21 protein-coding genes, 1 tRNA gene and 2 pseudogenes are annotated in these 25,411 nt (G+C 35.5%); 4 read left to right on the forward strand and 20 right to left on the reverse strand.

What is annotated here, in order from left to right; translation table 11 throughout:
* Window positions 1-105: 105 nt before the first annotated feature.
* Window positions 106-1,019: pseudogene (locus J3U73_RS10555) on the reverse strand (proline iminopeptidase-family hydrolase).
* A gap of 36 nt (window positions 1,020-1,055) precedes the next feature.
* Window positions 1,056-2,824, reverse strand: a pseudogene (locus tag J3U73_RS10560) (oligopeptide ABC transporter substrate-binding protein).
* A gap of 187 nt (window positions 2,825-3,011) precedes the next feature.
* Between J3U73_RS10560 and J3U73_RS10565 the strand changes: the two are divergent.
* A complete protein-coding gene (locus J3U73_RS10565; protein WP_220268209.1) occupies window positions 3,012-4,382 on the forward strand; it encodes a serine hydrolase domain-containing protein in 1,371 nt (456 codons plus the stop codon).
* 685 nt (window positions 4,383-5,067) lie between these two features.
* On the opposite strand, the gene J3U73_RS10570 is transcribed toward J3U73_RS10565, so the two are convergent.
* The 12 genes from J3U73_RS10570 to J3U73_RS10625 form a co-directional block, all read right to left on the reverse strand.
* Entirely contained in the window at window positions 5,068-5,847 is a 780-nt protein-coding gene (locus tag J3U73_RS10570; RefSeq protein WP_267410409.1) for an alpha/beta hydrolase family protein, read from the reverse strand.
* Window positions 5,848-5,857: 10 nt separating this feature from the next.
* Window positions 5,858-7,783 (reverse strand): PTS transporter subunit EIIC, encoded by a 1,926-nt coding sequence (locus J3U73_RS10575; RefSeq protein ID WP_267410410.1) that lies wholly within the window; start codon window positions 7,781-7,783, stop codon window positions 5,858-5,860.
* Window positions 7,784-7,799: 16 nt separating this feature from the next.
* On the reverse strand, window positions 7,800-8,621 hold the full coding sequence (locus J3U73_RS10580) for a PRD domain-containing protein (protein WP_267394136.1): 822 nt from the start codon (window positions 8,619-8,621) through the stop codon (window positions 7,800-7,802).
* A gap of 208 nt (window positions 8,622-8,829) precedes the next feature.
* Window positions 8,830-9,696, reverse strand: a complete 867-nt coding sequence (locus tag J3U73_RS10585; protein ID WP_267410411.1) for an ROK family protein — start codon at window positions 9,694-9,696, stop codon at window positions 8,830-8,832.
* Window positions 9,697-9,748: 52 nt separating this feature from the next.
* Window positions 9,749-10,648, reverse strand: coding sequence for a ketose-bisphosphate aldolase (locus J3U73_RS10590; protein WP_267394142.1), 900 nt, complete (start codon window positions 10,646-10,648; stop codon window positions 9,749-9,751).
* A 66-nt stretch (window positions 10,649-10,714) separates the two neighbouring features.
* Window positions 10,715-11,758, reverse strand: coding sequence for a PTS fructose transporter subunit IIC (locus J3U73_RS10595; RefSeq protein ID WP_416381437.1), 1,044 nt, complete (start codon window positions 11,756-11,758; stop codon window positions 10,715-10,717).
* A 71-nt stretch (window positions 11,759-11,829) separates the two neighbouring features.
* Window positions 11,830-12,168 (reverse strand): PTS fructose transporter subunit IIB, encoded by a 339-nt coding sequence (locus tag J3U73_RS10600; protein ID WP_267410413.1) that lies wholly within the window; start codon window positions 12,166-12,168, stop codon window positions 11,830-11,832.
* 13 nt (window positions 12,169-12,181) lie between these two features.
* Window positions 12,182-12,649, reverse strand: coding sequence for a PTS sugar transporter subunit IIA (locus tag J3U73_RS10605; RefSeq protein ID WP_267410414.1), 468 nt, complete (start codon window positions 12,647-12,649; stop codon window positions 12,182-12,184).
* 11 nt (window positions 12,650-12,660) lie between these two features.
* Window positions 12,661-13,116: a PTS sugar transporter subunit IIA gene (locus tag J3U73_RS10610; RefSeq protein ID WP_267410415.1), complete on the reverse strand. Its 456-nt coding sequence runs from the start codon at window positions 13,114-13,116 to the stop codon at window positions 12,661-12,663.
* Complete coding sequence (locus J3U73_RS10615; RefSeq protein ID WP_267410417.1) at window positions 13,079-14,569, reverse strand: BglG family transcription antiterminator; 1,491 nt, start codon at window positions 14,567-14,569, stop codon at window positions 13,079-13,081. The genes J3U73_RS10610 and J3U73_RS10615 overlap by 38 nt, the downstream gene beginning before the upstream one ends.
* Window positions 14,570-14,878: 309 nt before the next feature.
* The gene (locus J3U73_RS10620) at window positions 14,879-15,742 is read right to left on the reverse strand and encodes an aldo/keto reductase (RefSeq protein WP_267410419.1); all 864 of its coding nucleotides are present in this window, start codon (window positions 15,740-15,742) and stop codon (window positions 14,879-14,881) included.
* 298 nt (window positions 15,743-16,040) lie between these two features.
* A complete protein-coding gene (locus J3U73_RS10625; RefSeq protein WP_267394157.1) occupies window positions 16,041-16,568 on the reverse strand; it encodes an NAD(P)H-dependent oxidoreductase in 528 nt (175 codons plus the stop codon).
* Window positions 16,569-16,757: 189 nt separating this feature from the next.
* Here J3U73_RS10625 and J3U73_RS10630 point away from each other — a divergent pair, with 189 nt between their 5' ends.
* On the forward strand, window positions 16,758-17,327 hold the full coding sequence (locus J3U73_RS10630) for a histidine phosphatase family protein (protein WP_267394159.1): 570 nt from the start codon (window positions 16,758-16,760) through the stop codon (window positions 17,325-17,327).
* Between the two features lie 79 nt (window positions 17,328-17,406).
* Here the strand turns inward: J3U73_RS10630 and fba are convergent, their stop codons facing one another.
* The 6 genes from fba to J3U73_RS10660 form a co-directional block, all read right to left on the reverse strand.
* Entirely contained in the window at window positions 17,407-18,321 is a 915-nt protein-coding gene (gene fba, locus J3U73_RS10635) for a class II fructose-1,6-bisphosphate aldolase (RefSeq protein ID WP_103751911.1), read from the reverse strand.
* A gap of 100 nt (window positions 18,322-18,421) precedes the next feature.
* Complete coding sequence (gene argS, locus J3U73_RS10640) at window positions 18,422-20,107, reverse strand: arginine--tRNA ligase (RefSeq protein WP_267410420.1); 1,686 nt, start codon at window positions 20,105-20,107, stop codon at window positions 18,422-18,424.
* Between the two features lie 258 nt (window positions 20,108-20,365).
* The gene (locus J3U73_RS10645) at window positions 20,366-21,010 is read right to left on the reverse strand and encodes a L,D-transpeptidase (protein WP_103751913.1); all 645 of its coding nucleotides are present in this window, start codon (window positions 21,008-21,010) and stop codon (window positions 20,366-20,368) included.
* Window positions 21,011-21,077: 67 nt separating this feature from the next.
* The gene (locus J3U73_RS10650) at window positions 21,078-21,920 is read right to left on the reverse strand and encodes an NAD(P)H-hydrate dehydratase (protein ID WP_103751914.1); all 843 of its coding nucleotides are present in this window, start codon (window positions 21,918-21,920) and stop codon (window positions 21,078-21,080) included.
* 2 nt (window positions 21,921-21,922) lie between these two features.
* Window positions 21,923-23,233 carry a serine hydrolase gene (locus J3U73_RS10655; RefSeq protein ID WP_267410421.1) on the reverse strand — a complete coding sequence of 437 codons (1,311 nt, stop codon included), beginning with the start codon at window positions 23,231-23,233 and terminating at the stop codon, window positions 21,923-21,925.
* 42 nt (window positions 23,234-23,275) lie between these two features.
* On the reverse strand, window positions 23,276-24,001 hold the full coding sequence (locus tag J3U73_RS10660) for a LysR family transcriptional regulator (RefSeq protein ID WP_267410422.1): 726 nt from the start codon (window positions 23,999-24,001) through the stop codon (window positions 23,276-23,278).
* A gap of 109 nt (window positions 24,002-24,110) precedes the next feature.
* Between J3U73_RS10660 and gap the strand changes: the two genes are divergently transcribed.
* Together gap and J3U73_RS10670 are read left to right on the forward strand one after the other, a co-directional pair.
* Complete coding sequence (gap, locus tag J3U73_RS10665) at window positions 24,111-25,130, forward strand: type I glyceraldehyde-3-phosphate dehydrogenase (RefSeq protein WP_267410423.1); 1,020 nt, start codon at window positions 24,111-24,113, stop codon at window positions 25,128-25,130.
* A gap of 158 nt (window positions 25,131-25,288) precedes the next feature.
* Window positions 25,289-25,372 (forward strand) — tRNA-Leu (locus tag J3U73_RS10670).
* The last annotated feature ends 39 nt before the right edge of the window (window positions 25,373-25,411 follow it).

The following is a 25,411-nucleotide window of genomic DNA, read 5'->3' on the forward strand; positions in this document are numbered from 1 at the left end:
AAAGGCTTAACTCCGATTCAATATCGGAATCAAGCCTTAAGTAAAATGATATAAAACTAACGTCCAGTTTTAGGGGTTAGCTTCACCTCATGTTTTTTGTTTTAGTTATTCACCCTTAAAAGTACCTGCTTCCACTTCTCTGATAAAGTCAGCTACATGCTTATAGTAGACGTCGGGGTTATCAACCATGTGGTGCTGTCCAGCATTTGGTGTAGTTACTAAACGAGAATTAGGGATTTCTTTTTGCATAATTTTAGCAGTTTCTAGTGGCATTGTATCTTCTTCGCCAAAGGTTAGTAGAGTTGGCATTTTAATTTCTTTTAGGTACTTTCTGAAATGCCAATCTTTTAGCTTACCTGTAACGACAAACTCGTTATCACCTTGGAAAGCATGGTAGACAGGTAAACCGCCAATTCGCTTAATATGGTAAAGTTTGCACGGCTGACGACGATCAAGGAAGTTAATGTTCTATATTTGAACATCTTCCTGGTAACGCTTATTGTCATAGTCATTATTTTCTTCACATTCACGCATAAAATCAATTTCCGTTTGTGGGAAAATCTCTTTTCTACGCCAGTTAATTGAAGCGATATAGTCATCAGTATCATCAACCATTGAAGAAATAATCGTTCCTTTAAGGTGTTGACCATATTTAATGGCGTATTCTCGCGCCAAAAGTCCATTCCAACTTTGACCAATTAAATAACAGTATCGAGTCCAAGTTTATCCCTAACTTCATCTACTTCATCAAGGAAATATTCATAGGTTAAATACTTAGTGGCAATTTCTGGATCATCATAATCTGGTTGATCAGAGTAAAGTGAACCAAGTTGATCATACATCGTGACCTGGACATCTAATCCCTGCTTTTTCAATTGGTCAGCGGCATCTTCCCAATATTCATGGTTACCACCAGGTCCACCATGCAAGGCTACCAAGTGGATGTCACCTTCACCCTGTGTACTCGTCCATAAGTGGTAGCCGTTGTCTAAAGTGATAATTTTTGATCCTGTTCTCATTATTTGATTTTGTCCCCTTCTAGTCTTTTAATAAGATTATTTTGCATAACCAACCTTGTACCATAATGGATGTCCATTATTGCCCTCTGAAGGCTTGAGTGAATATCCCGTAAGCTTGTTATTCACAGCTGTAATTTGGTAAGAATTATCAATTGGAATGACATAAGCTTCATCATTCATGTATTGTTGCCATTCGTGGAATTTTTGTACCCGATATTTATGGTTAAATGCCTTCTGCGAATTCATTTCTGTCAATAACTTATTGTTTTTAGCAGTTACAAAGCGGGTCATGTTAAATGGTGCGGATTCGCTGTAGTACGGATGTGGAGATGGCTCAGTTGGTGTTGACCAGCCACCGATATACATATCAATACCCTTATCATCGTTTTGTAATTTGTCATAAAACGAGTTGTGCTCAATCAAGCGTCCCGTGGCCAGCTGAACATTTAAGCCTACCTTGTGCCACTGTTGAATATAATTTTGAATGATTGGTTCTTTAGTCGCATCCCCACTCATTGCGGCTACATTAATTTTAAGTGGTTTACCATTAGGTTGGACACGCCACTTACCCTTCTTCTTATAGCCTGCCTTATCGAGAATATCATTTGCTTTCTTAAGGTTATAATCAAAGCCTTTAGCACCCTTATCGTAGTAATCACCAAAGATTTCCGGAATTAGAGTTTTTACTCTAAAGGTTAAAGAATACGTATAACGTTTATTGACGGCATCAACGTTCATTGCATAACCAATGGCTTGACGTAAAGCCTTGTTATTCATCTTAGATTTAGGATTTTCAACGTTTTTGCTGAGTTTTTTATCCCACTTACCAACTTTAAAACCAAGGTAATGGTAAGCAATTGGAATTTGTGCTACAAAGTTAACATTCTTGGTATCTTTTACCTGAGGACATTGAGTGTTAATCACAGGAATCACATCAAACTTATGACTCTTAATGGCCTGCGAAGCAGAATTAGGGGAAACGACAGAAACAACGATTTTATCTAATTTTGGCTTGCCACGCCAGTAATACTCATTAGGAAACCAAGTGGCGGATTGTCCTCGAACCAGTTTTTCCATTTTATATGGCCCAAAGAATAATGGATTCTTTCTAATTTTATCAGATGATTTTAATTTAGAGAAAGGAACATCTTTAAGGTAATGATAAGGTTCAACTGCTTCCCAGAGAGAACGACTACCTGCATTAGACATACTTGGACTTAATTCCGTGAAATGGAGAACTAATTTACGACCATTTTCCCCATCTGGCATTTCAATGCCAAAATCGTTTTTGCCTTGCCTTCATGAGATTCTTTCAAACCTTTTAAAACTTCAAACTGACTACTATACCGAGGGCAAGCTGTGTCCTTGTTTGCTAAAATTTCATAAGCATATTCATAAACTTTAGCAACAACTTGTTTACCGTCGGACCATTTAACACCTTTTTTAATATTAATGGTAATGGTTTTGTTCTTTTGATCCAATTCACGCGTTGCTGCACCCTTATCAGTAACTTTAAAGTGATCATCACTGTCAAACAGGGTCTCTTGACCTGGAGAAGCTACCATTGAATCGAAATCTTCCGAAGATAATTCCTGCGAAAAAATTCCAGAAAACGGTGTGTCTGTTTCAACTGCAATCTTAACAGTTCCACCTTGTTTGACAGCCTTTTTTGGAGTTTCAATTGGGAATTTAGAAACATTTTTAGTTTCATCATTACTAGTATTATTCTGCTTGCCACAACCAACTAAAGAAATTGCAGAGAGACTTAAAACACCAATTGAGGTTAACAATTTGTTCTTTTTTATATATTTTCTCATTTCTATATAAATTAATTTTATTACGCTAATAAATATATCATAATAGTCAAATAATTACATCATAATTATGAGAAGAATATTTAATTTTGCCTTTAAAAAGAGTAAAATGTTTTATAAAAGATTGTTATTTTACTTTTCGCCTATTTTAGATTAGTAATTTACAAAAGGAGTAGTAATGGATAAACAAAAAATAAATGACTTTGCTGAAAAAGTAAGAGATACATTCAATCTGCCAAGTTTAGGCTTTGGAATTTATCACAAAAATGAAAGCTACAGCCATGTTTACGGCGACGCTAACGAAGATAGCTTATATCCTCTAGCTTCAATTTCTAAGTCCTTTTTAGCAACAGCAATTTGTCAATTAGCTGATGAAGGTAGAATCAGCCTAGATGATCCTTTAAAAAAATATTGGCCAGACTTTCAACTCGTTGATAAATATGCCCAAGATCATTTAACGTTTAGAGATGCCCTAAGTCATCAAAGTGGACTGCCTGCTCACGACTTAATGCGTTTTACTAACATGAATAAGCATGATTTAACTTTAAAAGAAAAAGCTGAACATGTCGGCTATTTAGAGCCTAACCATGAATTACGAGTTAAAATGCAATATAGTAATCTGGTTTATGCCGTTGCAACCTACGTAATGGAACAAGCAATAGGTCAGGATTATGGCTCATACGAGCGTGAACACTTACTTAAGCCACTTCATATGAATAATACTTTCATTAATCATCATGAAGCACCACGTGACAGAATTCCTAAGCCTTATATTCGAGATAACGATGTTACGCAAGAGGTACCGTTTATTGCACCTGGTAAAGTTGGCGGAGCCAGCAGCATGTTAGCAACAATTTCCGACTTGCTAACTTGGGGCGAATTTCAATTAAAAACCCAAAAATCAACTTCAACTGAGGTTACTGCCCAGCGTTATCAGCCGCAATCAATTATGCCTCCTAGCCGAGCATATGGTGGTGCTAATTTTGGTGCTTATGGTTTAGGAATGATGATGGAAGACTACCGTGGTCACAAGTACTTTTATCACAGTGGTTCATATATAGGATATTGCTCATTTTTGGGCTTTGTTCCTGACCTTGATTTGGCCTTTGTTGTAACTACCAACATGGATTCAACCGAATCAATTTTTGCTTTAGCTTACCAAACAATTGATGAGACCTTAGGAATTCATGACACTGACTGGGCCGATAAAATAAGTAAAATTATGGAGAAGAAGAACCAGGCAAGAGAAGATAAAATTACCAAATTTAAAGGAAATGACTGCCATGCAGTTAAGGCAAAATCTGAGTTACTGGGTGATTATCATAATCCTGGCTATGGTTTGGTTACTCTTTGTGACGAAAATGGCGAGCTTAAAGCAACTATCGGTAAATGGAATAATCCAATACTTGTGGGAGCGAATGGCAAAATGTACATTGAAGCTCGACTTTACCAACATGAATTAATCCCGATTGAACTAGGTACTGATAAAATTTACTTACAATCAGATCCTGCACTTAAAAAGCCGACTGAATTTATTAAAGTAAAGTGAGTTTTAGGCCAAAAAGCACTGCGAAATTAATCGTAGTGCTTTTTTACTGTTTTAATTGATACTGGCTAGGATACGCTTCGATGAATGTGAATAATTAAATACATCATTTCTTCATTGATAATTTTGATAGTATTCTTTTTTCTATATTATTTAAAAATTTTCCTTGCTTTAAGAACCAAAACAATTGAAAAGGGAATATTAAAGAAAATAACATCTAAAAATGATCATATGATCAACTCGATTTATTACTATTACTCTGCCTTGTATTGAATTGAAGTTATTTTATATATAATTCTTAGTTTGTGCAAAAGCTCTCATTTGTACAAATCAAGCAAAAAGTAAATTTAAATACGCCAAATAAGCTATCAAGAAATTATCAACAGTTATATTCATGAAAAAGGTATCACTTTTTATCTACAAGTTCATGTCCATGATTCAATCACTACACTCAATCTAGCTGAAGAATAGCTTGAAAATATTTTGATTTTTATAGAAGTCATTTAGAATGGAAGTTATAACAATATTAAGTTACCTTCTGATGAAGCCAAATTGATTTTTCCAATACTATTGCTTATTGCAATATGAGTGTTCTTTATATCACATGCTTTAGTATATTGACAAAAACAAGTTTAGGACAATTATAAAAAGCGTTGAAAAATAAATTTCAATCCTTTTATCATAGTTTTTACTCCATTTGTTTTGTAATCCATGGAATCATCTTATCATTTAGTTCATTCAGTTTAGTGTAATCACCTGTCTTGGCATTAAATGTATGATTTGCATTATTAATTACTATAGAATCAACGTTATTCATATTGCAATTTTTAACAAAATTAAATCCTATCTTTGGATTTAAAGTTGGATCATTGGCAGCAATACATACTAAAATTGGATTTTTAAAATTACGTATATTATTATTAAGAGTATCTTTCATATCTTCTTCAAAACGATGATAAATTAATTCTGCTCTGCCATCACTTGTATGAATAATATTATATCCTAGTTCTCTCATTTCAAGTTTGTTATAACTAGGAACCATCATTTCCTCTGTATTAATTGCACCATTTAAAGTAACTATTAATTTTGCGGGCAATGTTGAACACGTAAAAACAAGTCTACCACCCAAACTGTGTCCGAGAAGACCAATATAATCAGCTTTTACATAATCCAATGTTTTGAGATAATTAAAGCTTGCTTTTACTTCATCAATCATTGTTCTCATACCATATTTTTCCCTTGAGCATAAATTTTCTCCCATACTGCATAGGTCTATTCTAGCTGCAATGATTCCCTCTTTAACAAGTCTAGCACTAATCCTTTCAAGCATGTGACCATCACAATTTTTGGCAGACATGTATCCATGTACTAGCAACATTGTCGGAAATTTCCCTTTTCCCTCTGGAATTTCAATTTGCATTGGAACTTCATGATCAATGCATTTTAAAAAATGTAATTCTTCTTTCATCATAGTTCTCCTAAACCTTTGCAACTAATTTATTACTATCTAAAGTTACGCTCTGATAATCACCAGAATTTAGCAGTATTGTTATCACAGTATCATCTAGCTTTCTTTGCTGCAGCTTCTTACGGTGAAGAATAGCAATTTTTTGTCCCTGCACTACTTGTTCTCCTTTTTTAATCAATATTGTAATATCATCAGGTTGAACTTTCATTGAATCAAGTGTTAAATGCAACATTACATTATCTCCTGCATTCCCTTGTATCGTTATCGCATGTTTAGTCCGAGCAATTGAATTAATAATCCCATCAATTGGAGAAAAGATGTCATCATTAGCAGGTTCTACGCCAAAGCAACTACCTAAACTACCACTAGAAAATGCTTGATCTTTAATTTCTTTTTGATAAACAATTTTTCCCGCTACTGGTGCATTGATAGTCGTATCAGATAATTTATGAGCAAATTTAACAGGGGAATTACTACTTATTTCTGTAGACCGACCACGACCAAAGATAGATTTAAGTTTCGGAAGTGTATCACTAGCTTCGTCGTTCCAAGACCATTTAGTAAACCAAACTCCAACAAAAGAAATAAGAGCTACGAGTATGATACCACCAATTGCTTTGTAAAGATTTGACGGATCTTTTGAATTATAAAATAGCAATAAATTAGTTAAATAATATGCCCCATAGGCATAAGCCTTAGTTCCGACGATTCCGTTATAAATGCTAAGTGTAAGTCCTGTAATAAAGTTTACACCATAGAGAACTGGTATCTTGTATAAAATACCATACAATGTAGGTTCTGAGATTCCGCCAAACAAAGCTGATATAGCAGCAGTCCAAGAAATATTCTTCCCTTTAACATTTTTAGTCTTCAATGCTACCCATAAAGTAACAAATCCCGGTACCATAGTACCTGCCATAAACCAAATATTAATAATATCGTCGTATCCTAATGTACTTAAATTTTGTGTGGCAATTGGAATTAAAGCTAGATGAAAGCCTGGCATAAAAACGCCAACTGTCATCGCAAATGTGTAAATTGCTGGCACAGTCAGCCACGGTACATTTTTTCTCAAAAAGTCGATGAAAAGACTAATACTATTTGTAAATAATCCGCCTAAAGGACCTGTAATAGTTAGTGTAATCACTGACATTATCAACATTAGTAAAACAGGTTTCAAGAAATATCGAACAGCATTTGGAATTATTTTTTTTAGCCAGCGATCAAGAACACTCATTATCCAAATTGACAAGATAATTTGAACAACTTGTCCATTATAAGTTTGTAAATGTACTGGTAAGCCAAAATATGAAGTAAATCCAGATGAAGTTCCTTTGGCTACAAGACTATTCCAATCCGGGTATAGCAGAAAACTAGCAAGCATAATTGCCAAAACTGGATTCGTATTGAATTGCTTGGCAGAAGAATAGGCAACCATTACCGGCAAGAAATATAGTGCTGTCTGCCCTAAACTATTTAAAATAATGTATGTTGAATTTGTAGTCTTCAGGTGAAAGAACATCTGTGCAATGATAATTATTAATGAAAAAAAACCGGCACAAATTAAAGCGGGAATAACTGGAGCCATGATTTTGGCAACTAATTCCAAAAAGTCGATAAAAAGTGTGCCAATATTTTTCTTTTTACCTAACGATTTTGCTGAACCCATTGAAGGAGTATTAGAAAACTCAGATACTTGCTTAAACGAATGATATAAATCTTCAATTATTTGACCAACTATTATTTGAATTTGGTCAGGCATTACTTCTACTCCTAATACCCCATCAATTCTAGATAATTCACTTTTATTTATCTTATTAATATCTTTGACGCCTAAACGTAATCTGGTTGCACAATGATTAACAGTAGTTAAGTTTTCTGCTTGACCAATATTTTGCAAAATTTGTTTAGACATTTTTTCATAATCTAAAGCCATTTTTCCTCCAAGTTTATTAACAATTCGAATAAATTAGTCTTTGTAAATGTAGTAGCAAATACTTTTGTTCAACTTTATCCATCGAATGGCCATATTTCTCATTTAATTTTTTATTAATATTATTAATCAATTCTTTAGTACTATTAATAAAATCTTCATCAAAATCAAAACTAATATTTTGATCTATATATTCTTTATTTGAAACAAATCGAAATCCATAATATTGTAGATGTGTTTTAAATCTTTTATAAGAAAAACTCTGTTTATCAAGATTTGTAAAAGCATTATTTACTTCATTTTCAACCAAACGAGCGACTTCCATAATTAGTTTTAGTTTCTCCATTCCATTGTTATTTCCAATAAGATTGACAACATCAATAGTTAAGAAACCAATTTCATCTTCAGGTAACTCTACATTTAATGCTGCATCAAGGTAATCAAGAATCCATGCTGCAACACGATATTCATTTCTATAAAATAATTCTGCTTCTTGCATAAAACCAAACGGCATCTGAATATTATGTTTATAGCGATACATAATTCCTTTAATATGATCCGAGATAACAAAATAAGCATCATCAGTTAATGTTTGATCCAACTTCCTTTCAGCATATCTGATTATGACCATTGACATTTCAAAATATTCATCAGGAATTTTTTGAATTAAGTCAATAGTTTCCTTATTTGAGCTTGTATAGATTTTATCAATTCTTGATTTATCAATTTCATCACCTTCCTTTTTACCGAATGTTATTCCTTTTCCAATAACAATTATTGAATTAGAAAATCCATTCGAACAAATAGCCGCACTATTATTTAGTTTACGAAGGACTTTCATGATTAGTTTCCTCCCAATTTAACAAAAAAAAGACTAAATTCCTGATAGCAAAATATGCTATCCTTCCTTTAGTCTTGCTTTCATAACGAAATAACACCTATATTCAAAAAATAAAATGACGAATTTTGCGCCTAAGCTAACAATTTTATCTTATTAGAGTATAAACAATTCTGGTTTTATTTGCAAGCGATTTCAAAAAATGAGTATTTTAAATACTTAACTTGTTTTTGGCTAGTAAAAGACAACCCATTGTACCAGCGTTATCACCCAGTTTTGCATGAACAATAAAATCATTTAGTGATAGAGTTTCTAAATAATGTCCAATCATCTTATTATATTCGTAACGAATTTTTGGAAACAATTGCTCTTGGTTCGACACACCCCCACCAAAGATAATTTTTTCAGGTGATAAAACCATTGCTACATCGACACATGCTTGCGCAAGATAGTAAGCTTCTAAATCCCATTGTTTACTACTTTTAGATAAATCTTCAGCTTTTTTACCAGCTCTTTTTTCAATTGCAGGTCCACTAGCCAAACTCTCTAAGCAGTCAAAATGATAATTACACGTTCCGTCAACATGATCGTACTGGTTTCTCACAACCAATATATGCCCCATTTCAGGATGCGATAGGCCCGTAAAAATTTTTCCATTACATATTGCTCCAGCACCAATACCTGTTCCCACTGTCCAGTAAACAATATTCTTAAGTTTTTTCCCAGCACCGAGTTTAAATTCTCCGTAAGCGGCAGCGTTGACGTCTGTTGTCCAAAATACAGGTACATTTGTGTGATTCTTTATTTCCTCTAAAAATGAATAATTTACCCATCCTTTCTTCGGAGTTTCTAATATTTTGCCGTAGTTTTTACTAGTTTCATCAATTCCTATTGGGCCAAAGCACCCAATGCCAATCGAGTCAGGCTGATATTTTTGAAAAAATTGATAAATTAGTGGCATAGTGACTCTGGGTAAAGTAGTAGGTATCCTAGTTTTGGCAATAATATTCAAGTTTTCATCACTAACTGAACAAACAAACTTTGTTCCTCCAGCTTCAATTGAACCTAATCTGGTCATTACTTTTCCCTTCAAAAAAATGAGGACCGACGCCCTCACCCATTATCTATTGCTATATCTTGTCTGCACGCCAAGGATTCATTCCCTCGTATAATTTGGCTTTGCCAACAGCATCAAATAAATTATTCTTATGGTGAACAACCAGCTTTGCTGCTTTAATTGCATCTGGAAATAAATTATTAGGATCCCAACCATCATCTTTAGTCAAAATTTCGCGAGCTTTTTCAAAAAATGCATGTTTATAGTCAGAAGAAATATTTACTTTATTTATACCATTCTTTACTGCTTCAGCAATTTGCTCATCTGGATTTGATGAACCACCATGCAAAACAAGTGGTGTGTCCGGAACAGCCTTAACAATATCTTTTAAAATATCAATTCTAATCTTTGGCGTGACATCTGATGGATAGATACCGTGACTAGTACCTATGCCAACTGCTAACGTATCAACGCCTGTTTCTTCAACAAATTTTTGTGCTTCTTCCGGCGTGGTATAAATACCCTCTTTTTTATGTCCTTCAACGTGAACTCCAGTTTGACCGATTGTACCAACTTCACCTTCAACAGAAACACCTACTCTGTGTGCCATTTTAACCGTTTCCCTAGTTAAAGCAACATTAGTTTTCCAATCTTCTGCTGATAAATCAATCATTACTGAGCTAAACCCATCATGAATTGCTCGAGTTGCGCTATCAACTGAATCACCATGATCAAGGTGAAGGGCAACAGGAATCTTACTGTCACGAATACGAGTAAGAACATAACTAATGAAGTCATCTTTGCAATATCGCAATTCCGTTGGGTGAATCATGATAATTGCTGGAGCATAGTCTGCTTCACATTGCTCGATTGCAATACGCATTAACTCCAAGTTTGAAACGTTATATGCACCTACTGCAAAATTATTTTTTCTAGCTACTTCCATTAATTGGTTCATATTTACTAAAGTCATTGTTTATCTCCTTAAATATTTTTAAAAACTTTTTGAATAATTTTCTAAAACTAATTTACAAGTAATTTATTGAAGGTTAATTCCTGACAAATCAACATCTTCTTCTTTTTCATCTTCTTTTTCAGAGGATCCATTAACTTGTTCATCAGTTAAAGGTCTTTTTATAATTGCTAATAAAATTCCCGTAACAAAAGAACCTGCAACCAAAGCAATTATTGCTACAAGAGGTTTTGACATTGCAGGAATCACGAAAATTCCTCCTGAAGGAACGGGGCTTTCATTTCCCCATGCATAGCTAATCATGCCGGTAATACCGCAACCTATCCAAGTACAAGGAAGTGTTCTAAGCAAATCATTCATTGCAATTGGGATAACCCCTTCAGTAATCATGCAACACCCCATTGGAAAAGCAACTTCGATTGTTTCAACCTCACGTTTAGTGTAAATTTTCTTATGAAAAAGTTTGGCAAATAAGTATGACATAGCTATCCCAAATGGAGGTACCATTGCCGCCAAAACTTTTATCCCTTCAGGTCCCTTAATTCCGTCTAATAATAACCCATCACAAATCAAATTAGGAATCTTACTAATTGCTCCGCCAAAATCAGCACAGCCAATTAAGCCGATTAAGAAGCCATATAAAGCTCTTTGCGAGCGATCTAGCCCAGTTATAAAATGATTTAGAGCAATAGTCGCAGCAGTTAAAGGATTGCCTAATAAGAAAAACATAATTAATGCTGTAAAAATTGAAGTTATAGTAGGAACAATAAGCATTGGCATTAGCCCACTTGCCCACTTTGGAACCTTGATTTTCTTTATTCCTAAAGCTATATATCCAGCTATAAATCCTCCAATAATGCCTCCCAGGAAACCTGCTCCAAGAAATGAAGCAATTTGACCTGATAAAAAACCCGGAGCGATACCTGGTCTATCAGCTATTGAGTAGCCAATATAACCAGCAATAAATGAGGGTAATAGGCCCATTCCTAAAACACCCAACGTTGTCATTGCATTAGGAAAATTCATTTGAGCCAAGGTAGTAACTTGCTTGCCTCCCATTAGATTACCAATTGCAATAAGCAATCCCGAAGCAACAATTAATGGAAGCATATACGAAATTGAAGTTAACAAGTGTTTTTTAATAGCTGATCCCGCTTTTTTGGCACCATTAACAAAATTATTCACTTATTCCACGCTTTCTGACTTTTCTTTGCTTTGACTTCTTTTTCAATTTTTTGAAGCAATTGTTTTGGCGCCTTTACAACCAATGAAGTACCAATTTTGACAGTAGGTAGATCCTTAAAACGCTCATCACCAGTGGTTGCAATGTCAACTGCAAGTAAGGCAACGTCTGCTTCAGCAATTTGTTCAGGGGTCAGTTCATTTTCTGTACCAATTGTTCCTTGAGTCTCAATATGTATCTCATCTCCAAGCTCTTCTGCTGCCTTTTCTAATTTTGCTTTTGCCAGATACGTGTGAGCTATTCCTGACGTACAAGCACATACACAAACAATCTTCATAATAATCATCTCCTTATTTCTTACATAAAAGTTGAATCACGTTTTCTTTCGTTTTTGCGTGGTGAAGCTTGCTAATAAAATCGTCGTCTGATAATAAAATTGCCACTTGTTGCAAGAGTTTCAAGTGCAAAGTACTTGCATCTTGATCCCTTACCGCAAAGAGAATCACAGCAGTTACCGGCTTATCATCAAGTGTTTCCCATGGAATTGGATGATCACTTAACCCAATTGCGATTGTTGTATTTTTAACTGCTGGTGACTTACCATGAGGAATTGCAACACCTTGACCGATACCCGTTTCTCCTTCAGTTTCACGTTTAAACACATCTTCAACGAAAGCCTGTTTATTACCTACATCATTATCTTTTTTTAAAAGATCACTAAGTTCGTCTATTACCTCTTCTTTTGTAGTGCCAACTAAATTGAGTTTAATTAAGTCGGGACTTACAATTTTAGCAATATCTACTATTTTTTCCGACAAATTTTTAACTCCTAACTTTCTAAAATATCTATTACCTGTTTGACAGTTTCCGTTTTGCTAATTCGTGAAACAACATCATCTTCTGCTAATTTGTTAATAACATGCCTTATTTCTTTAAAATTATCTTCTTGTTGATTAACTTTTTTAGGAACTACTATACAAATTAAAATTTTTACCTTTGAATCATCAAGGCAGTACCAATCAGCAATGCATTTATTTGATTTAAAAACGTAAAACCAAGGTGAAAAGTTCTTTTTCAAAATTATATGAGGAATTGCTAGTCCCTGAACTAAGGCAGTATTGTTAGCTTTTTCTCTTCTCTCTAAACTGTCAATTACATTTTTTGAATCGATTTTCATAATTCTGGAAACATTAATTGCCACTTCCTTAAACGCACTTTTTTGACTAATTACACTACCATCTACGCCTTTAAACAAGGTTGCGCTCATTTTGGATTTTTCTAACAACGTTTTTCACCTTCTGTTCGTCCTTTTTCGTAAAAAATGCACTTACCAGTTCAATTGGAACCTTTCCATGGCAATCAATTGGAACAGTACTAATTAATAAATCAACAGCTGGCTGTTTCTTCAAAATCGTTTTAATATCAAAGTTTGAAGCCAATCCTACAATTTCAATTTCTGGAATACTATTTTTTATTTTAGTTGAGATAATTCCCGAAGTACCAATTCCAGTCGTGCAGATTACATACACTTTTACCTTTGCATTTGACTTGTTTTTTTCTTCGTAGTATTTTGCAAAGTACAAGCAAATAAAACCTGTTTCATCATCTGAAATCTTTGGTAATTCAAACTCTTGACTTACTTTTACCGCTGCCTTCTTCGTTGCTGAAAATACAGTAGGATATTCTAACTTAATGTCATTCAACAGAGCATTTGGAAGAGAAATTTTCATTTTTAGTCTACTGATCATTGCTAAAACGTGATTTTTTATCTCGTCTTTAATCGATAGCTCAAAACTACAATCTAGATTTTGTGAAACTTCTTGTATAAAGAAATCAGTTACTTCTTCCGCCAAATCACGATCATCCAGAACTATTCCATCAAATGAATTAAATCTCGAGGTCAATAAATACTTGAATAAGTAATAAACTTCTGAATCTATATCAGTTCCAGTAATTCCAAGATATTTTTTGATGTTATTAATAATGGTCTTGCAAACGCTGAAAATTTCAGGGTTTATTTTTATTTCTGCTTGTAAGTTACCTTCGGAGGCAATTGATTTGTCAACTGACTTGTACTTTCTTGCCCTTGTAAGCAAAATATAAATATGAGCAAAAAAATTTATATTATATGGATAAGTAAGTGAACCATTCAAAACGCGTAAAGACATTTCAACCTGACTTAATGCAAAATTGAAATCTTTTTGATGAGACCGATCCGTATTCCTGCGTAAAGTTTCTATATCAGTTGAGTTATTAATGTGAAGCACTAATTCAATGAGCGCACTTCTAATATCTTTTTCATTACCAACTATTTGAATAGATCGCTGCTTACGCTTAAGCTTTAAATTCCATTTTTTTATTTTTTTGCTTATTTGCTTTTCATCATTCCATAAAACTGATTCACTTATGTATAAACTATTTATTAAGTCATAAATCTTCACTTCACTTGGTGATGCAAATAGTAACTTGGTTAACATGTTTTCTTGTCTTAAATGTGTTGACGAATCATGATGAAAATCTTGGTTCGCGTAATCTAAATAATTTGAATAGTCTAGTTCATAACCTCGCCCCCTCTGAGAAACAATAATTGGTTTAGGATACTTTTCATTTAAACTATTGATATGGCGAGAAATTGTTTTTTTTGAAACATTTAACCCATCAGATAGTTCATCAGAAGTTATGAACCGATTGTGGACTTTAAGATAATCAATAATTTGTTGACTAATTTCTTTTTGCACTTTTCATCCCTCCTGATAATTATATTTTGCTTCTTATGTAAACGCTTAAATAATTAAAAAGTGTCCGTAGTAAATTCTTGCAAAGGACATTTGTTTAAAAACAAGTTCCACAAAAAAGTTATATTAATAGTTCTTTTCTGCCTTAGCTACAAAGCTGATTACTCTTTACTAATTACTACTAAAATACTTTTTTGATAAAAAATTAGAGCCAATATTTATGGCAAAAAAAAGTTACTTATTCAACAACAAAGAATAAGTAACTTAAATTAAGTTTAATATAAAATTTTTAAAAATTGAACGTTGTCCAGGTTACAATTTTCCGCCAAATACTGGAAAATGACTGGCTTCCCCATAATCGATTGCATTAATTTCTTGCAAAGTTTGCATATCTTCGGCGCTTATTTCGAAAGCAATTTCTGTATTTTGCTTAATATGATCAGCTTGCGCCGCTTTAGGCAACACTACCGTATTTAGCTGCCAATCATATCTAATACAGAGTTGGGCCGCTGATACATGATACTTATCGGCCATTTGAGTTATTACCGGATTATTCAAGGCCGCTCCATGGGCAACAGGTGAAAATGATTCAACAACAATTCCCTGTTTTTGTGAAAAAGCAAGCAAATCTTTCGGTGTTGCACCAATGTGACACAAAATTTGGTTTACCATCGGTTTAGTCGCACTATTTTTAATTAAATTAGTTAAATCATCTGGCTCAAAGCTCGATACACCAATTGCTCGCAGCTTGCCTTCCTTCATTGCATCCTCTAATGCACGCCAAGTTGCCAAATTACCTTCAAAATGGCGATCAGCTGATTGATTAACTTCGTTCCAAGGCTGTGGATTATGAATAATCATCATATCTAAATAATCAAGCGCCATTTTCGACAAAGATTCATCAATTGACTTCTTGGCATCGGCGTAATTTTTGATTTCGGCGGCAACTTTTGAATTAACAAAAATTTGCTCACGTGGAATACCAGAATTTTTTATTCCTAATCCCACTCCAGCTTCGTTACCATATGCTTGCGCAGTATCAATGTGTCGGTAGCCAAGCTGAATAGCTGTTTCGACCACTTGGGGAACCTGATTATTATTAATTTCCCATGTACCTAATGCTAATTTAGGAATTTTGACTCCGTTGTTTAACGTTAATGTCTTATCTAAAATCATCTTATTCCTCCCTGTTTAGGATTAATTTTCTATTAGAAGTATAGGACTTAAAGCACGCTTTAAGTCAAGATTTTTTTGTAAATTATTACCTAATACTTAGGAATATGCTTCTATTTATTTGCAGAGTATGACTGGTAAAATCATGATTATTTGAATATGATAATTCAAATGCTTGCTCTCTTCGAAAAAGCAATAATCAGTTTCAACTGTTGATATGAAGAGCAATTTTTTTTTGTGCAGCAATTACCTTGTTTATTCCATTTTTACCGGCTTTAAACTTAACTCGGTAAAAAATTGCCTACTTCGTTATTGTTTCGATGTACTCTTGTGCACGTTTAGCCAATTGAACATCATCTAAATGCTGCATGACACCTTTGGTGACAAAAGGAGGCATGAATTTAGTCCCAATTAAGTTGCTAGTTGCTTTAAAAGGAGATAATAATTCTGCCATTGTCACGTGAAATGCACCATCTGGCTGATAATTTTCTGCTGGCGCTCCAGCAGAAACAACTAACTGCAATTCTTTGCCATGCAGTTTATCACCATTAGTTCCATAGGCCCAACCATGTTCTAAAACGACATCTTCCCATTTTTTCAAAAGGGCGGGGCTACTATACCAGTAAAACGGAAATTGCAAAACGATGCGGTCACTTTGCTCTAACAGCTGTTGTTCCTGACTAACCTCAATTTGGCCCTGAGGATACAATCGGTATTCATCATAGATAGCTACATTTGGCAAAGATTTCTCTTGCAATTGTTTGATGAAAAAAGCATTAACGCGCGACTGAGCAAGATGTGGATGGAAAACTAAAACTGTTACTTTCATAAACTCTTATCTCCTTATATAAAGATATTAACAATTATTTTTTAGTTTAAGCCGTTCATCAAACCATGTAAAATACTTATCTTTCATCATTTGGTATGCGCAAAACGCATAAGTGAAAAATAGCATAACTTTTTACTTAGTCTTCAGGTAAAATAGAAAATAGCTGTTTACTAGGAGAAGAGGAAAAATATGAAATCATTATATTTAGTAAGACACGGGCAAACATTATTTAACGTTCAACACAAAATTCAAGGCTTTTGTGATTCACCACTCACCCCATTGGGAATTCAGAAAGCAAAGGCTACTAAAAAGGAGTATTTCGAAAAAGAGCATGTCCAACTGGACGAAGCCCATTCTTCTACCTCTGAACGAGCAATTGATACACTTAAAATAATTACTGATTTGCCATTTAAAACAAATAAAAACTTGCGTGAATGGAATTTTGGTACTTATGAAGGTGAAGGTGAGCATTTAAATCCGCCACTTCCCTACAATGATTTTTTCGTTCAATTTGGCGGCGAATCGCAGAAGGAATTAACAGCTCGCATTAACCAAGAAATTACAAAAATTGTGCGCCAATCACCTAATAAGCATATTTTAATTGTGTCACATGGTGCTGCCATCGCTAATTTCTATAAAGTCTGGAAAAAGTACAATACATTCAAAAGGACTGAAAGAATTAAGAATTGTTCTGTCTTAAAATACGACTTTGACGATGATATTTTTCGGTTAAAAACACTTTTTAATCCAGATTGTTAGCTTGAATCGTTTATTTTTTAATAAAAAAAACTAGCTCCATTCAGGAGTTAGCCTTTTTAATTTCATTACAACTCGGTAATTATTCTAAGTTTAATGAGCTCTTATCGAAAGCAGCTGACTTAATTTTGTCATCAATTGATGGCGTACCAAGCCAAGTGATCATTTCCTTCATTGCATCAGTGATTGCTTCAGTACCAGGAAGTAAAAGCTTACGTGGATCATAGCCCTTGTTAGCCTTGTCTTCATCCTTGTGAGCTTCGAAGTATTCACGAGTTGCTTTTTGGAATGCTAATTGGAATTCAGTGTTGATGTTAACCTTTGAAATTCCGAGTGAGATAGCCTTCTTAACTTGTTCTTCAGGAATACCTGAACCACCGTGCAATACAAGTGGAACAGAAACTGCATCAGCAATTTCCTTCAAACGATCGAAGTTAAGACCCTTCCAGTCAGCTGGGTAAACACCGTGGATATTACCGATACCACAAGCAAGCTTGTCAACACCAGCAGCAACGAAAGCTTTAGCATCTTCAACAGAAGCTAATTCTCCGCCTTCAGCACCTTGGTTTTCACCAATCTTACCGATTTCAGCTTCAACGGAAATTCCACGTTCATGAGCCAATTTGACGATTTCCTTAGTCTTAGCTAAGTTTTCGTCAGTTGGTAATGCGTGACCGTCAAACATAACTGATGAGTAGCCAAGTGCAATACATTCCTTAGCAGCTTCAAAGTCACCGTGATCCAAGTTCAATACGACTGGAACTGAAATGTCCATTGCGTCCATTGAATCTTCAACGATATCCTTAGCAATCTTGTAGCCACCCATGTACTTAGCAGCACCCATTGAAACTTGGATTAAAACTGGGGTTCTAGTTTCCTCAGCTGCTTGCAAAATTGCACGTGTCCATTCCAAGTTGTTAGTGTTATAAGCACCGACTGCATAATGGTTTTTACGAGCATCTTTAAAGATTTGGTTACCATTATCTAAATAAGCCATTAATAAATTACCTCCTATTAATCTTACAGTCACATTGTACCGTAATAACGAAGTCTTGAGCAATCTTTTAATCGATGTAAGCGTTATTTTTTGAATTTTTTTACATTTCTTTAGGAGCATTAACACCAAGTAGTCTGAGGGCCTCGGTTAAGACAATTGAGGTCGCCTGAACTAACGCCAATCTCGTGTTAATTTGCTCATCTTCAACCAAGATTTTAACATTAGCGTAGTATTTATTAAACTTCTTAGCTAAATCCAAAGCATACTTGGCAATAACAGATGGTTCAAATTTATCACTGCTGCGCGCAATGATTCTTGGGAAATCGGCTAATGCTTTGGCAACGCTAAATGACCAATCATCCTTAACTGGTGCATCATCAAGTTTAGGCTCTTGACCTAACTTCGCGGCTTTACGTAATACACTCTGTGCCCGCGCATTGGTATATTGAACATAAGGACCAGTGTCGCCTTCAAAGCGAACAACTTCATCTAAGTCAAAGTCAAAGTTTTCTACCCGATCATTTTTAAGATCATGGAACACAACGGCTCCTACACCAACATCATGAGCTACTTGTTCTTTGTTAGCTAAAGCAGGATTTTTCTCATCAATTTGCTTACGAGCTAAGTTAACGGCATCCTTTAATACTTGGTCAAGGAAAACGACGTTACCTTTACGGGTTGATAGTTTTTTACCATTTTGCGTAATTAAGCCAAATGGTACGTGATAAATTTCATCTGCCCAATCATAACCCATCTTCTTCAAAACCGTTTTAAGTTCAACGAAATGGTGAGCTTGCTCATTACCGACAACATACAGCATTTTAACAAAATGGTAAGTATTCATTCGGTAAATAGCGGCAGCTAAATCACGGGTTAGGTAAATACTGCTACCGTCAGATTTCACAATCATAGCTGGGCTTTCATCTTCGCCCATATCAACTACCTGTGCTCCGCGGGATTCGTGAAGCAAACCTTTTTCCTTTAATTCATCGATAACAGGTTGCATCTTATCGTTAAAGAATGCTTCGCCCTTGTATGAATCAAATTCGACGCCCAATTCTTTGTAAATCCGCTTAAAGTCCTTTAAGGAAACGTCACGGAACCATTGCCATAATTTAACTGCTTCAGGATCACCATCCTCAAGTTTTTTAAACCATGCACGACCCTCATCCTCAAGCTCAGGGTGCTTTTCAGCCTCCTCATGAAACTTAACGTAATACTTAAAGAGGTTCATGATTGGATCTTTTTTGACATCTTCCTCATTACCCCAATGTTTATAAGCAGAAATCAGCTTACCAAACTGGGTGCCATAATCACCTAGGTGGTTAATCTTAATTGGAGTATAGCCAACTTTTTTCAATGTTTCCGCAATTGAATTACCGATTACAGTTGAACGTAAGTGTCCCATTGACATTGGCTTAGCAATGTTGGGACTTGACATGTCAATAGGAACATTTCCTTGCCCTAATTTTTGGTCACCATAGTGCTGTTTTTCTGTCAAAACTTCATGTAAAGCTTGCGTAATTAATTTTTCGTGGTTAATTGCGAAATTAACATACGGACCAACAGCTTGAATACTGGTAAAATCGCTGCTTTCAAGATTGGCTGCAATTTCTTGAGCAATTTCAGCCGGATTCTTATGCATAACTTTAGCCAAAGTAAATGCAGGGAAGGCATAATCACCCATCTTTTCGTTCTTTGGCCGTTCAATAAGTTGGTTGATTTTTTCTTTAGGCAAATCTACTTGACTGGCAACAAGATCAACTACTTTACTTTTAAAGTCCATTTTTACCTCCAAATTCCAATAAAAAAGCCTCTTCCTTTAATTCCAAAGGAAGAGACGAGTTTTTACCCGCGGTACCACTCTATTTGATACAAAGTATCCGCTTATTATTTTTGTTAAATTACTGATCAGGCACGCCTTCAGTCATCCTCCTAACCCGACTCTCATCAACTCGGACTCGCTTACTAGGATAAATGCTTACTACTCCTAACCTCTCTCAAAAATTGATTATAACAGGAAATGGCATTCAAGCCAACACTTTTAATTATTTTTGACGATTACCTTTGTGCCAGTAGGAATATTTTTCATTATCCACCGTGCATCTGAAATACTCAACCTGATACAGCCATGAGACGCGGATTTAACACCCAATTTTTTGGCTTCTTTGCGATTATACTTTCCATTGCTCTTAGTTGGAACCGTATGAAAGAGGTAGACATTATCTTTATCCCAGCTAGTCCAATAATTAGCACCCTCATTTAATTCTGGATTATAAAAAGAATCTCCCCGATTATCCTGAATCTTAAAAGTTCCTGTTGGCGTTGTCGATTTGCCCTTTTTAAAGAGCCCTCCACTTGCCAGCATCGTGTACACTACTTGGTTTTCACGCAAAATGTAAACGCGATTGCCCCGAAGAGAAACACGAATGGTTAGATCATTTTCAAGCGGCTTAATTTTAGGATAAGCTTTTGTTTCGCTGGGTTGATGCCAATCATAAGGCACCCGCAGATCTTGCGGATCCTTATAGGGACGAAAAGATGCTGCCGTCTTCTTAACCTGCATTTTCTGATTTTCCTTAGGCTTTTCTTCCTTTGGACTTGACGGCATCGAAACACGAGCTAGACTGATTGCACAGATTAGTAGAACAAATAGGCCTGTTAGCGGCTTTAATAGGCTATTTTTCATACTAAATCAACCTCCTCGAGAATTATTTATACTCTATTTTACAATATTTGCTAGTTTAGCCAAAAACTTAATCTACAAACTTAAGCATAAGTTTAGGTAAAAGCGCACTAATTTTGGTTGGTTGTACAACATATTCATCTTTAGCAATTAGATCGCCAGCGAGTGAGTGCAAATATACAGCAGCTAAAACCGAATCAATATTGCCACCAAATTGCGCAGTAAAGCCACCAATTATGCCGGCTAAGGTGTCGCCCATGCCGCCACAAGCCATCCCTGGATTACCAAGAGGATTAACAAAAACATCCTTATTTGACGTATAAACTTTGGTATGATTGGACTTTAAAACTAAAATAGCATTTTGCCCTGGAAACAGCTTATTTAATGCCGTCAAATTAGCTGCATCCGTTTGATAAGGTATCCTAATTTGACTAAGTCTCTGCCATTCCATTTGATGAGGAGTCAAGATCACTAACTTCGCATTTTGCGGGGCCAGCGACCGATTTTGACCAATCAAATCCAGCGCACTAGCGTCTAAAATAAGCGTTTGCTGGTTAGTCACTACTTGACCCAGCTGCAAAAGAAGTTTTTGCGCAAATGGAGTAGCTCCTAATCCTGGTCCACAAACAATGACATCCATGTTTTTTATTAATTGCGGCAAATCACTGCTGCGCCAATCAACATACATCACTTCAGGATCGCGCGCATGTAGAGCATTTAAATTAATTGAATGGCAAGCAACAGAAACTAGACCAGCGCCAGATTTCAGTGCACCTTCTGCGGCCATAATAATTGCACCACCGTAATTTTCACTTCCACCTATTAATAAAATTCGCCCATAGTTTCCCTTGTGGGTATTGCTTTTTCTTTTGGCTATAACCTTGGTTAAAATAGATTGCTTAATTTCTGTCATTGTTATCCTCCAAAAAGCCGGTGCCAAAAACGAAGCAAGAAATTAACCTGTTTAGTGGATTGCAACGCTTTTGCAGGTAGTTTAATTCCGTCAGGTTCTTGGATAGAAATCAGTTTAGTTGACCCCGATTTAAAGCTATATGAACCAACCGTTTGATTTTGGGTTACCGGAGCTTCAATAGTGTCCTTAGTTAAATTAACGGTTAATTTTTGGCCATTTTTTGGTCCCCAGATTACTCGTCTTTGCTTCATGCCGATATCAACTTGCTTGTTAGCGCCATTATGAACATTAATCTTGCTGGTACCCATAATTACTTCATTTTGGTTAAAAACAATGGGTTGATAATTACGGTAAACATACCGCAGCAACCTGCCAGTTTGCTCAAAACGCGCTGGGTCAAAACTATTAGCATGACTTGCCCCCATTACTACAGTAATTAGTCTTGCATCGCTATCTTTTGCCGTTCCAATAAAACAAGCACCAGCAGCATCAGTAGTTCCCGTTTTTAGACCATCAACTTTTAGATCTTGCTGGTATTGGGACAAGCCTTTAAGCATCCAATTAAAGTTAGTCATGAGTGTTTGGCTTCCCTGATCAGTGAAGTTCAAATGAGTAATTCTTGTTGTTTCAATTATTTTGGGGAAGTCATTCAACAAGTGCTGACCAACGATTGCCATGTCTTTAGCTGACATCTCATTTTCTGCGTCTTTATCCGCTCCTGGATAGGCATCCGTTCCAACACTTTTATTGGGCAAACCGCAAACAGTATAGATCTGGGCGTCATTAATGCCCCATTTTTTTAATTGCTGACGCATCTGCCGAACAAACACAACTTGCGAGCCACTGACGGCCTGAGCAAGCAACATTGCCGCCCCATTGGCAGATTCGATTAGGGTCGCTTGGTATAACTGCCTGATTGTATAAGAGTGCCCCATTTTTAGTGGCACATTAGAAAACTGCTTATTATTGGCAACCTTGACAATCTGCTTAGTTGGCTTTACTTCTGTATCCCAACTAAGTTTTTGCTCTTTAATTGCTTGTAAGGTTAAATAAGTCGTTACTAATTTGGTCATTGAAGCAATTGGCAGTGCCTGGTTAATATTCTTGCCATAAAGCAGTTGCCCCGTTTTACTATCGATTGCAATTGCCGATTTAACATTGAGATTTAATTGCTCAGACTGATAATTATTTCTGACTTGAACTGATTTAGGTTGAGCTGGCGGTTCACTACTAGGACCTGTTCCACACGCAGATAGTGTCACAATAGCCAATAAGCTGACCACAACTGTTTTTAAATTTCGCCTTAGGTTCATAAGTTCTCCTTTGAAGTGAAAAAAATTTTAGCAAGTTCTAGATTAAATTTGATACTGATAACAATAATAGGGAATATTAAAATTATGATCATTAACCTTTTGATAATCATTGTCAATTAAATATTGTGGTAATAATGCAACTGCCTCTCCCCTTTTTACCAATTGCATAATTGTTTCAAGCGAATCAATTTCTAACAATCTCGTTTTATCAGGACATAACTTCAGGGTTAGTTTTCTAAATGGACAAGTTAAATCACTATTGATTGCAATCGGGCAGGTCGATCGATCTTCTTGTTTTCCTTTCAAAAAGCATGCTGGTAAATTAGCTGTTTGCTTTAACCGATAATTAGGCAAGTCGAATTGGTTAAAGGTCACCACTACATCGTAGTATCTTTGCGTTAGTTCCGATTCCAATTGGTTACTTTTCTTAATGGTAACTGCATAATCAGTAATAAAAAATTTCTTCTTAGCGATTAAAAAGTTAACTAGTAATTCCGATGATAAAATCGTTTTTCGAATAACTAACGTATCTTGCAGTTTTTGCCAATTTCGGAGCGCTTTAACAGCAAAACGATATACTTTGTTTCCGTTATCCGTCGGAGCCACACCTTGATTTGAGCGAACAAATAAAGTTGAATTCAATTCATGTTCAATTGCCTTTAAGCGTGCTGTCAAATTAGATTGTGCATAGCCTAATTCTTTAGCAGCTTTATTGATAGATTTAGTTTCATAAATTGTCTTATAAATATTTAAGTCATTAAAATTCATCTTGTCACATTATCACTAAAAGTGATAGCCCTATTAACTTTTCGGCTTATGCAAAGCCATTTTCATTCATTATACTATTTTTTGTAATCAAAGAAGGGAGAAAAATCTTATGACTACAAAAATTGGTATTAATGGTTTTGGCAGAATTGGTCGTTTATCATTACGGCGTATTTATGACATTAAAGATAATAGTTTAGAAATTGTTGCGATCAACGATTTAACTTCACCAGCAATGTTGGCTCATTTATTGAAGTATGACACGGCTCATGGTCAATTTAATCATGAAGTTGCCGCAACAGAAAATGCAATCGTAATTGATGGCCAAAAAATTCCTGTTTACGCTGAAAAAAGCGCAAGTGATATTCCTTGGGTAAAAAATAACGGGGTTGAGCTTGTATTAGAATGTACTGGCTTTTACACCTCAACGGAAAAATCCAGCAGTCACTTAAAAGCCGGCGTCAAAAAAGTGTTGATCTCAGCACCTGCCGGTGACATGAAGACAATCGTTTATAACGTTAATGACGATACCTTAAATGCAGATGATCAAATTATTTCTGCTGGTTCATGTACTACTAACTGCTTGGCTCCGTTAGCCAAGGCTATTAACGATGAATTTCAGATTAAAGCTGGAACAATGACCACCTTACATGCATATACCAGTTCACAAATGCTGCAAGATAGTCCCGATCGCCACGGTGATGTTCGTAATGCACGTGCCGCTAGCGCAAATATTATTCCCCATTCAACTGGTGCTTCTAAAGCAATTGGCCTAGTAATCCCAGAATTACAGGGTAAGCTAACGGGAATCGCTCTCCGTGTTCCTGTAATAACTGGTTCAATAACGGAATTAGCGGTTACCCTAGCTAAAAACGTTACTGTTAATGAATTCAATGCCGCAATCAAAAAGCACACAATTAACAATGCATCATTTGGCTGCAATGAGGATAAGATCGTTTCATCTGATATTATCGGCACGGAATTTGGTTCTGTTTTTGATCCGACAATTACCCAAATTGCTACGGGCACCGATTATTCACAAGTTATTAAGGCTTATGCGTGGTACGATAACGAATCAGGGTTTGTAGCTCAAATGATCAGAACATTGCAAAAAATAGCTAAATTAGGCTAAATTGTTCTAATTAGAATCTTTTTTACCTTTTACTGAAAATTGATATAAAAAGCCATTTCTTAATTAGTTTAAGAAAATGGCTTTTTTGTCTTCTAAACTATAAATTTTAATGACATCCCCGCGAAAATTTGGTATTATAATTAATGTATTTTGAAGAGGCCCCGATGGCGGAATTGGCAGACGCGCAGCGTTCAGGTCGCTGTTTAGGTAACTAAGTGAAAGTTCGAATCTTTTTCGGGGCATTAAAAGAAAAGCTAATCATTCGATTAGCTTTTTTTGTC

Source organism: Lactobacillus sp. B4005 (assembly GCF_026536045.1).
In the GTDB taxonomy this organism is placed as follows: Bacteria; Bacillota; Bacilli; order Lactobacillales; family Lactobacillaceae; genus Lactobacillus; species Lactobacillus panisapium.

Bases quoted from the DNA above. Each gene is read 5' to 3' on its own strand.
- J3U73_RS10565 (WP_220268209.1), top strand. From the start codon at position 3,012: ATGGATAAACAAAAAATAAATGACTTTGCTGAAAAAGTAAGAGATACA.
- J3U73_RS10570 (WP_267410409.1), bottom strand. From the start codon at position 5,847: ATGAAAGAAGAATTACATTTTTTAAAATGCATTGATCATGAAGTTCCA.
- J3U73_RS10575 (WP_267410410.1), bottom strand. From the start codon at position 7,783: ATGGCTTTAGATTATGAAAAAATGTCTAAACAAATTTTGCAAAATATT.
- J3U73_RS10580 (WP_267394136.1), bottom strand. From the start codon at position 8,621: ATGAAAGTCCTTCGTAAACTAAATAATAGTGCGGCTATTTGTTCGAAT.
- J3U73_RS10585 (WP_267410411.1), bottom strand. From the start codon at position 9,696: ATGACCAGATTAGGTTCAATTGAAGCTGGAGGAACAAAGTTTGTTTGT.
- J3U73_RS10590 (WP_267394142.1), bottom strand. From the start codon at position 10,648: ATGACTTTAGTAAATATGAACCAATTAATGGAAGTAGCTAGAAAAAAT.
- J3U73_RS10595 (WP_416381437.1), bottom strand. From the start codon at position 11,758: ATGCTTCCATTAATTGTTGCTTCGGGATTGCTTATTGCAATTGGTAAT.
- J3U73_RS10600 (WP_267410413.1), bottom strand. From the start codon at position 12,168: ATGAAGATTGTTTGTGTATGTGCTTGTACGTCAGGAATAGCTCACACG.
- J3U73_RS10620 (WP_267410419.1), bottom strand. From the start codon at position 15,742: ATGATTTTAGATAAGACATTAACGTTAAACAACGGAGTCAAAATTCCT.
- J3U73_RS10625 (WP_267394157.1), bottom strand. From the start codon at position 16,568: ATGAAAGTAACAGTTTTAGTTTTCCATCCACATCTTGCTCAGTCGCGC.
- J3U73_RS10630 (WP_267394159.1), top strand. From the start codon at position 16,758: ATGAAATCATTATATTTAGTAAGACACGGGCAAACATTATTTAACGTT.
- fba (WP_103751911.1), bottom strand. From the start codon at position 18,321: ATGGCTTATTTAGATAATGGTAACCAAATCTTTAAAGATGCTCGTAAA.
- argS (WP_267410420.1), bottom strand. From the start codon at position 20,107: ATGGACTTTAAAAGTAAAGTAGTTGATCTTGTTGCCAGTCAAGTAGAT.
- J3U73_RS10645 (WP_103751913.1), bottom strand. From the start codon at position 21,010: ATGAAAAATAGCCTATTAAAGCCGCTAACAGGCCTATTTGTTCTACTA.
- J3U73_RS10650 (WP_103751914.1), bottom strand. From the start codon at position 21,920: ATGACAGAAATTAAGCAATCTATTTTAACCAAGGTTATAGCCAAAAGA.
- J3U73_RS10655 (WP_267410421.1), bottom strand. From the start codon at position 23,233: ATGAACCTAAGGCGAAATTTAAAAACAGTTGTGGTCAGCTTATTGGCT.
- J3U73_RS10660 (WP_267410422.1), bottom strand. From the start codon at position 24,001: ATGAATTTTAATGACTTAAATATTTATAAGACAATTTATGAAACTAAA.
- gap (WP_267410423.1), top strand. From the start codon at position 24,111: ATGACTACAAAAATTGGTATTAATGGTTTTGGCAGAATTGGTCGTTTA.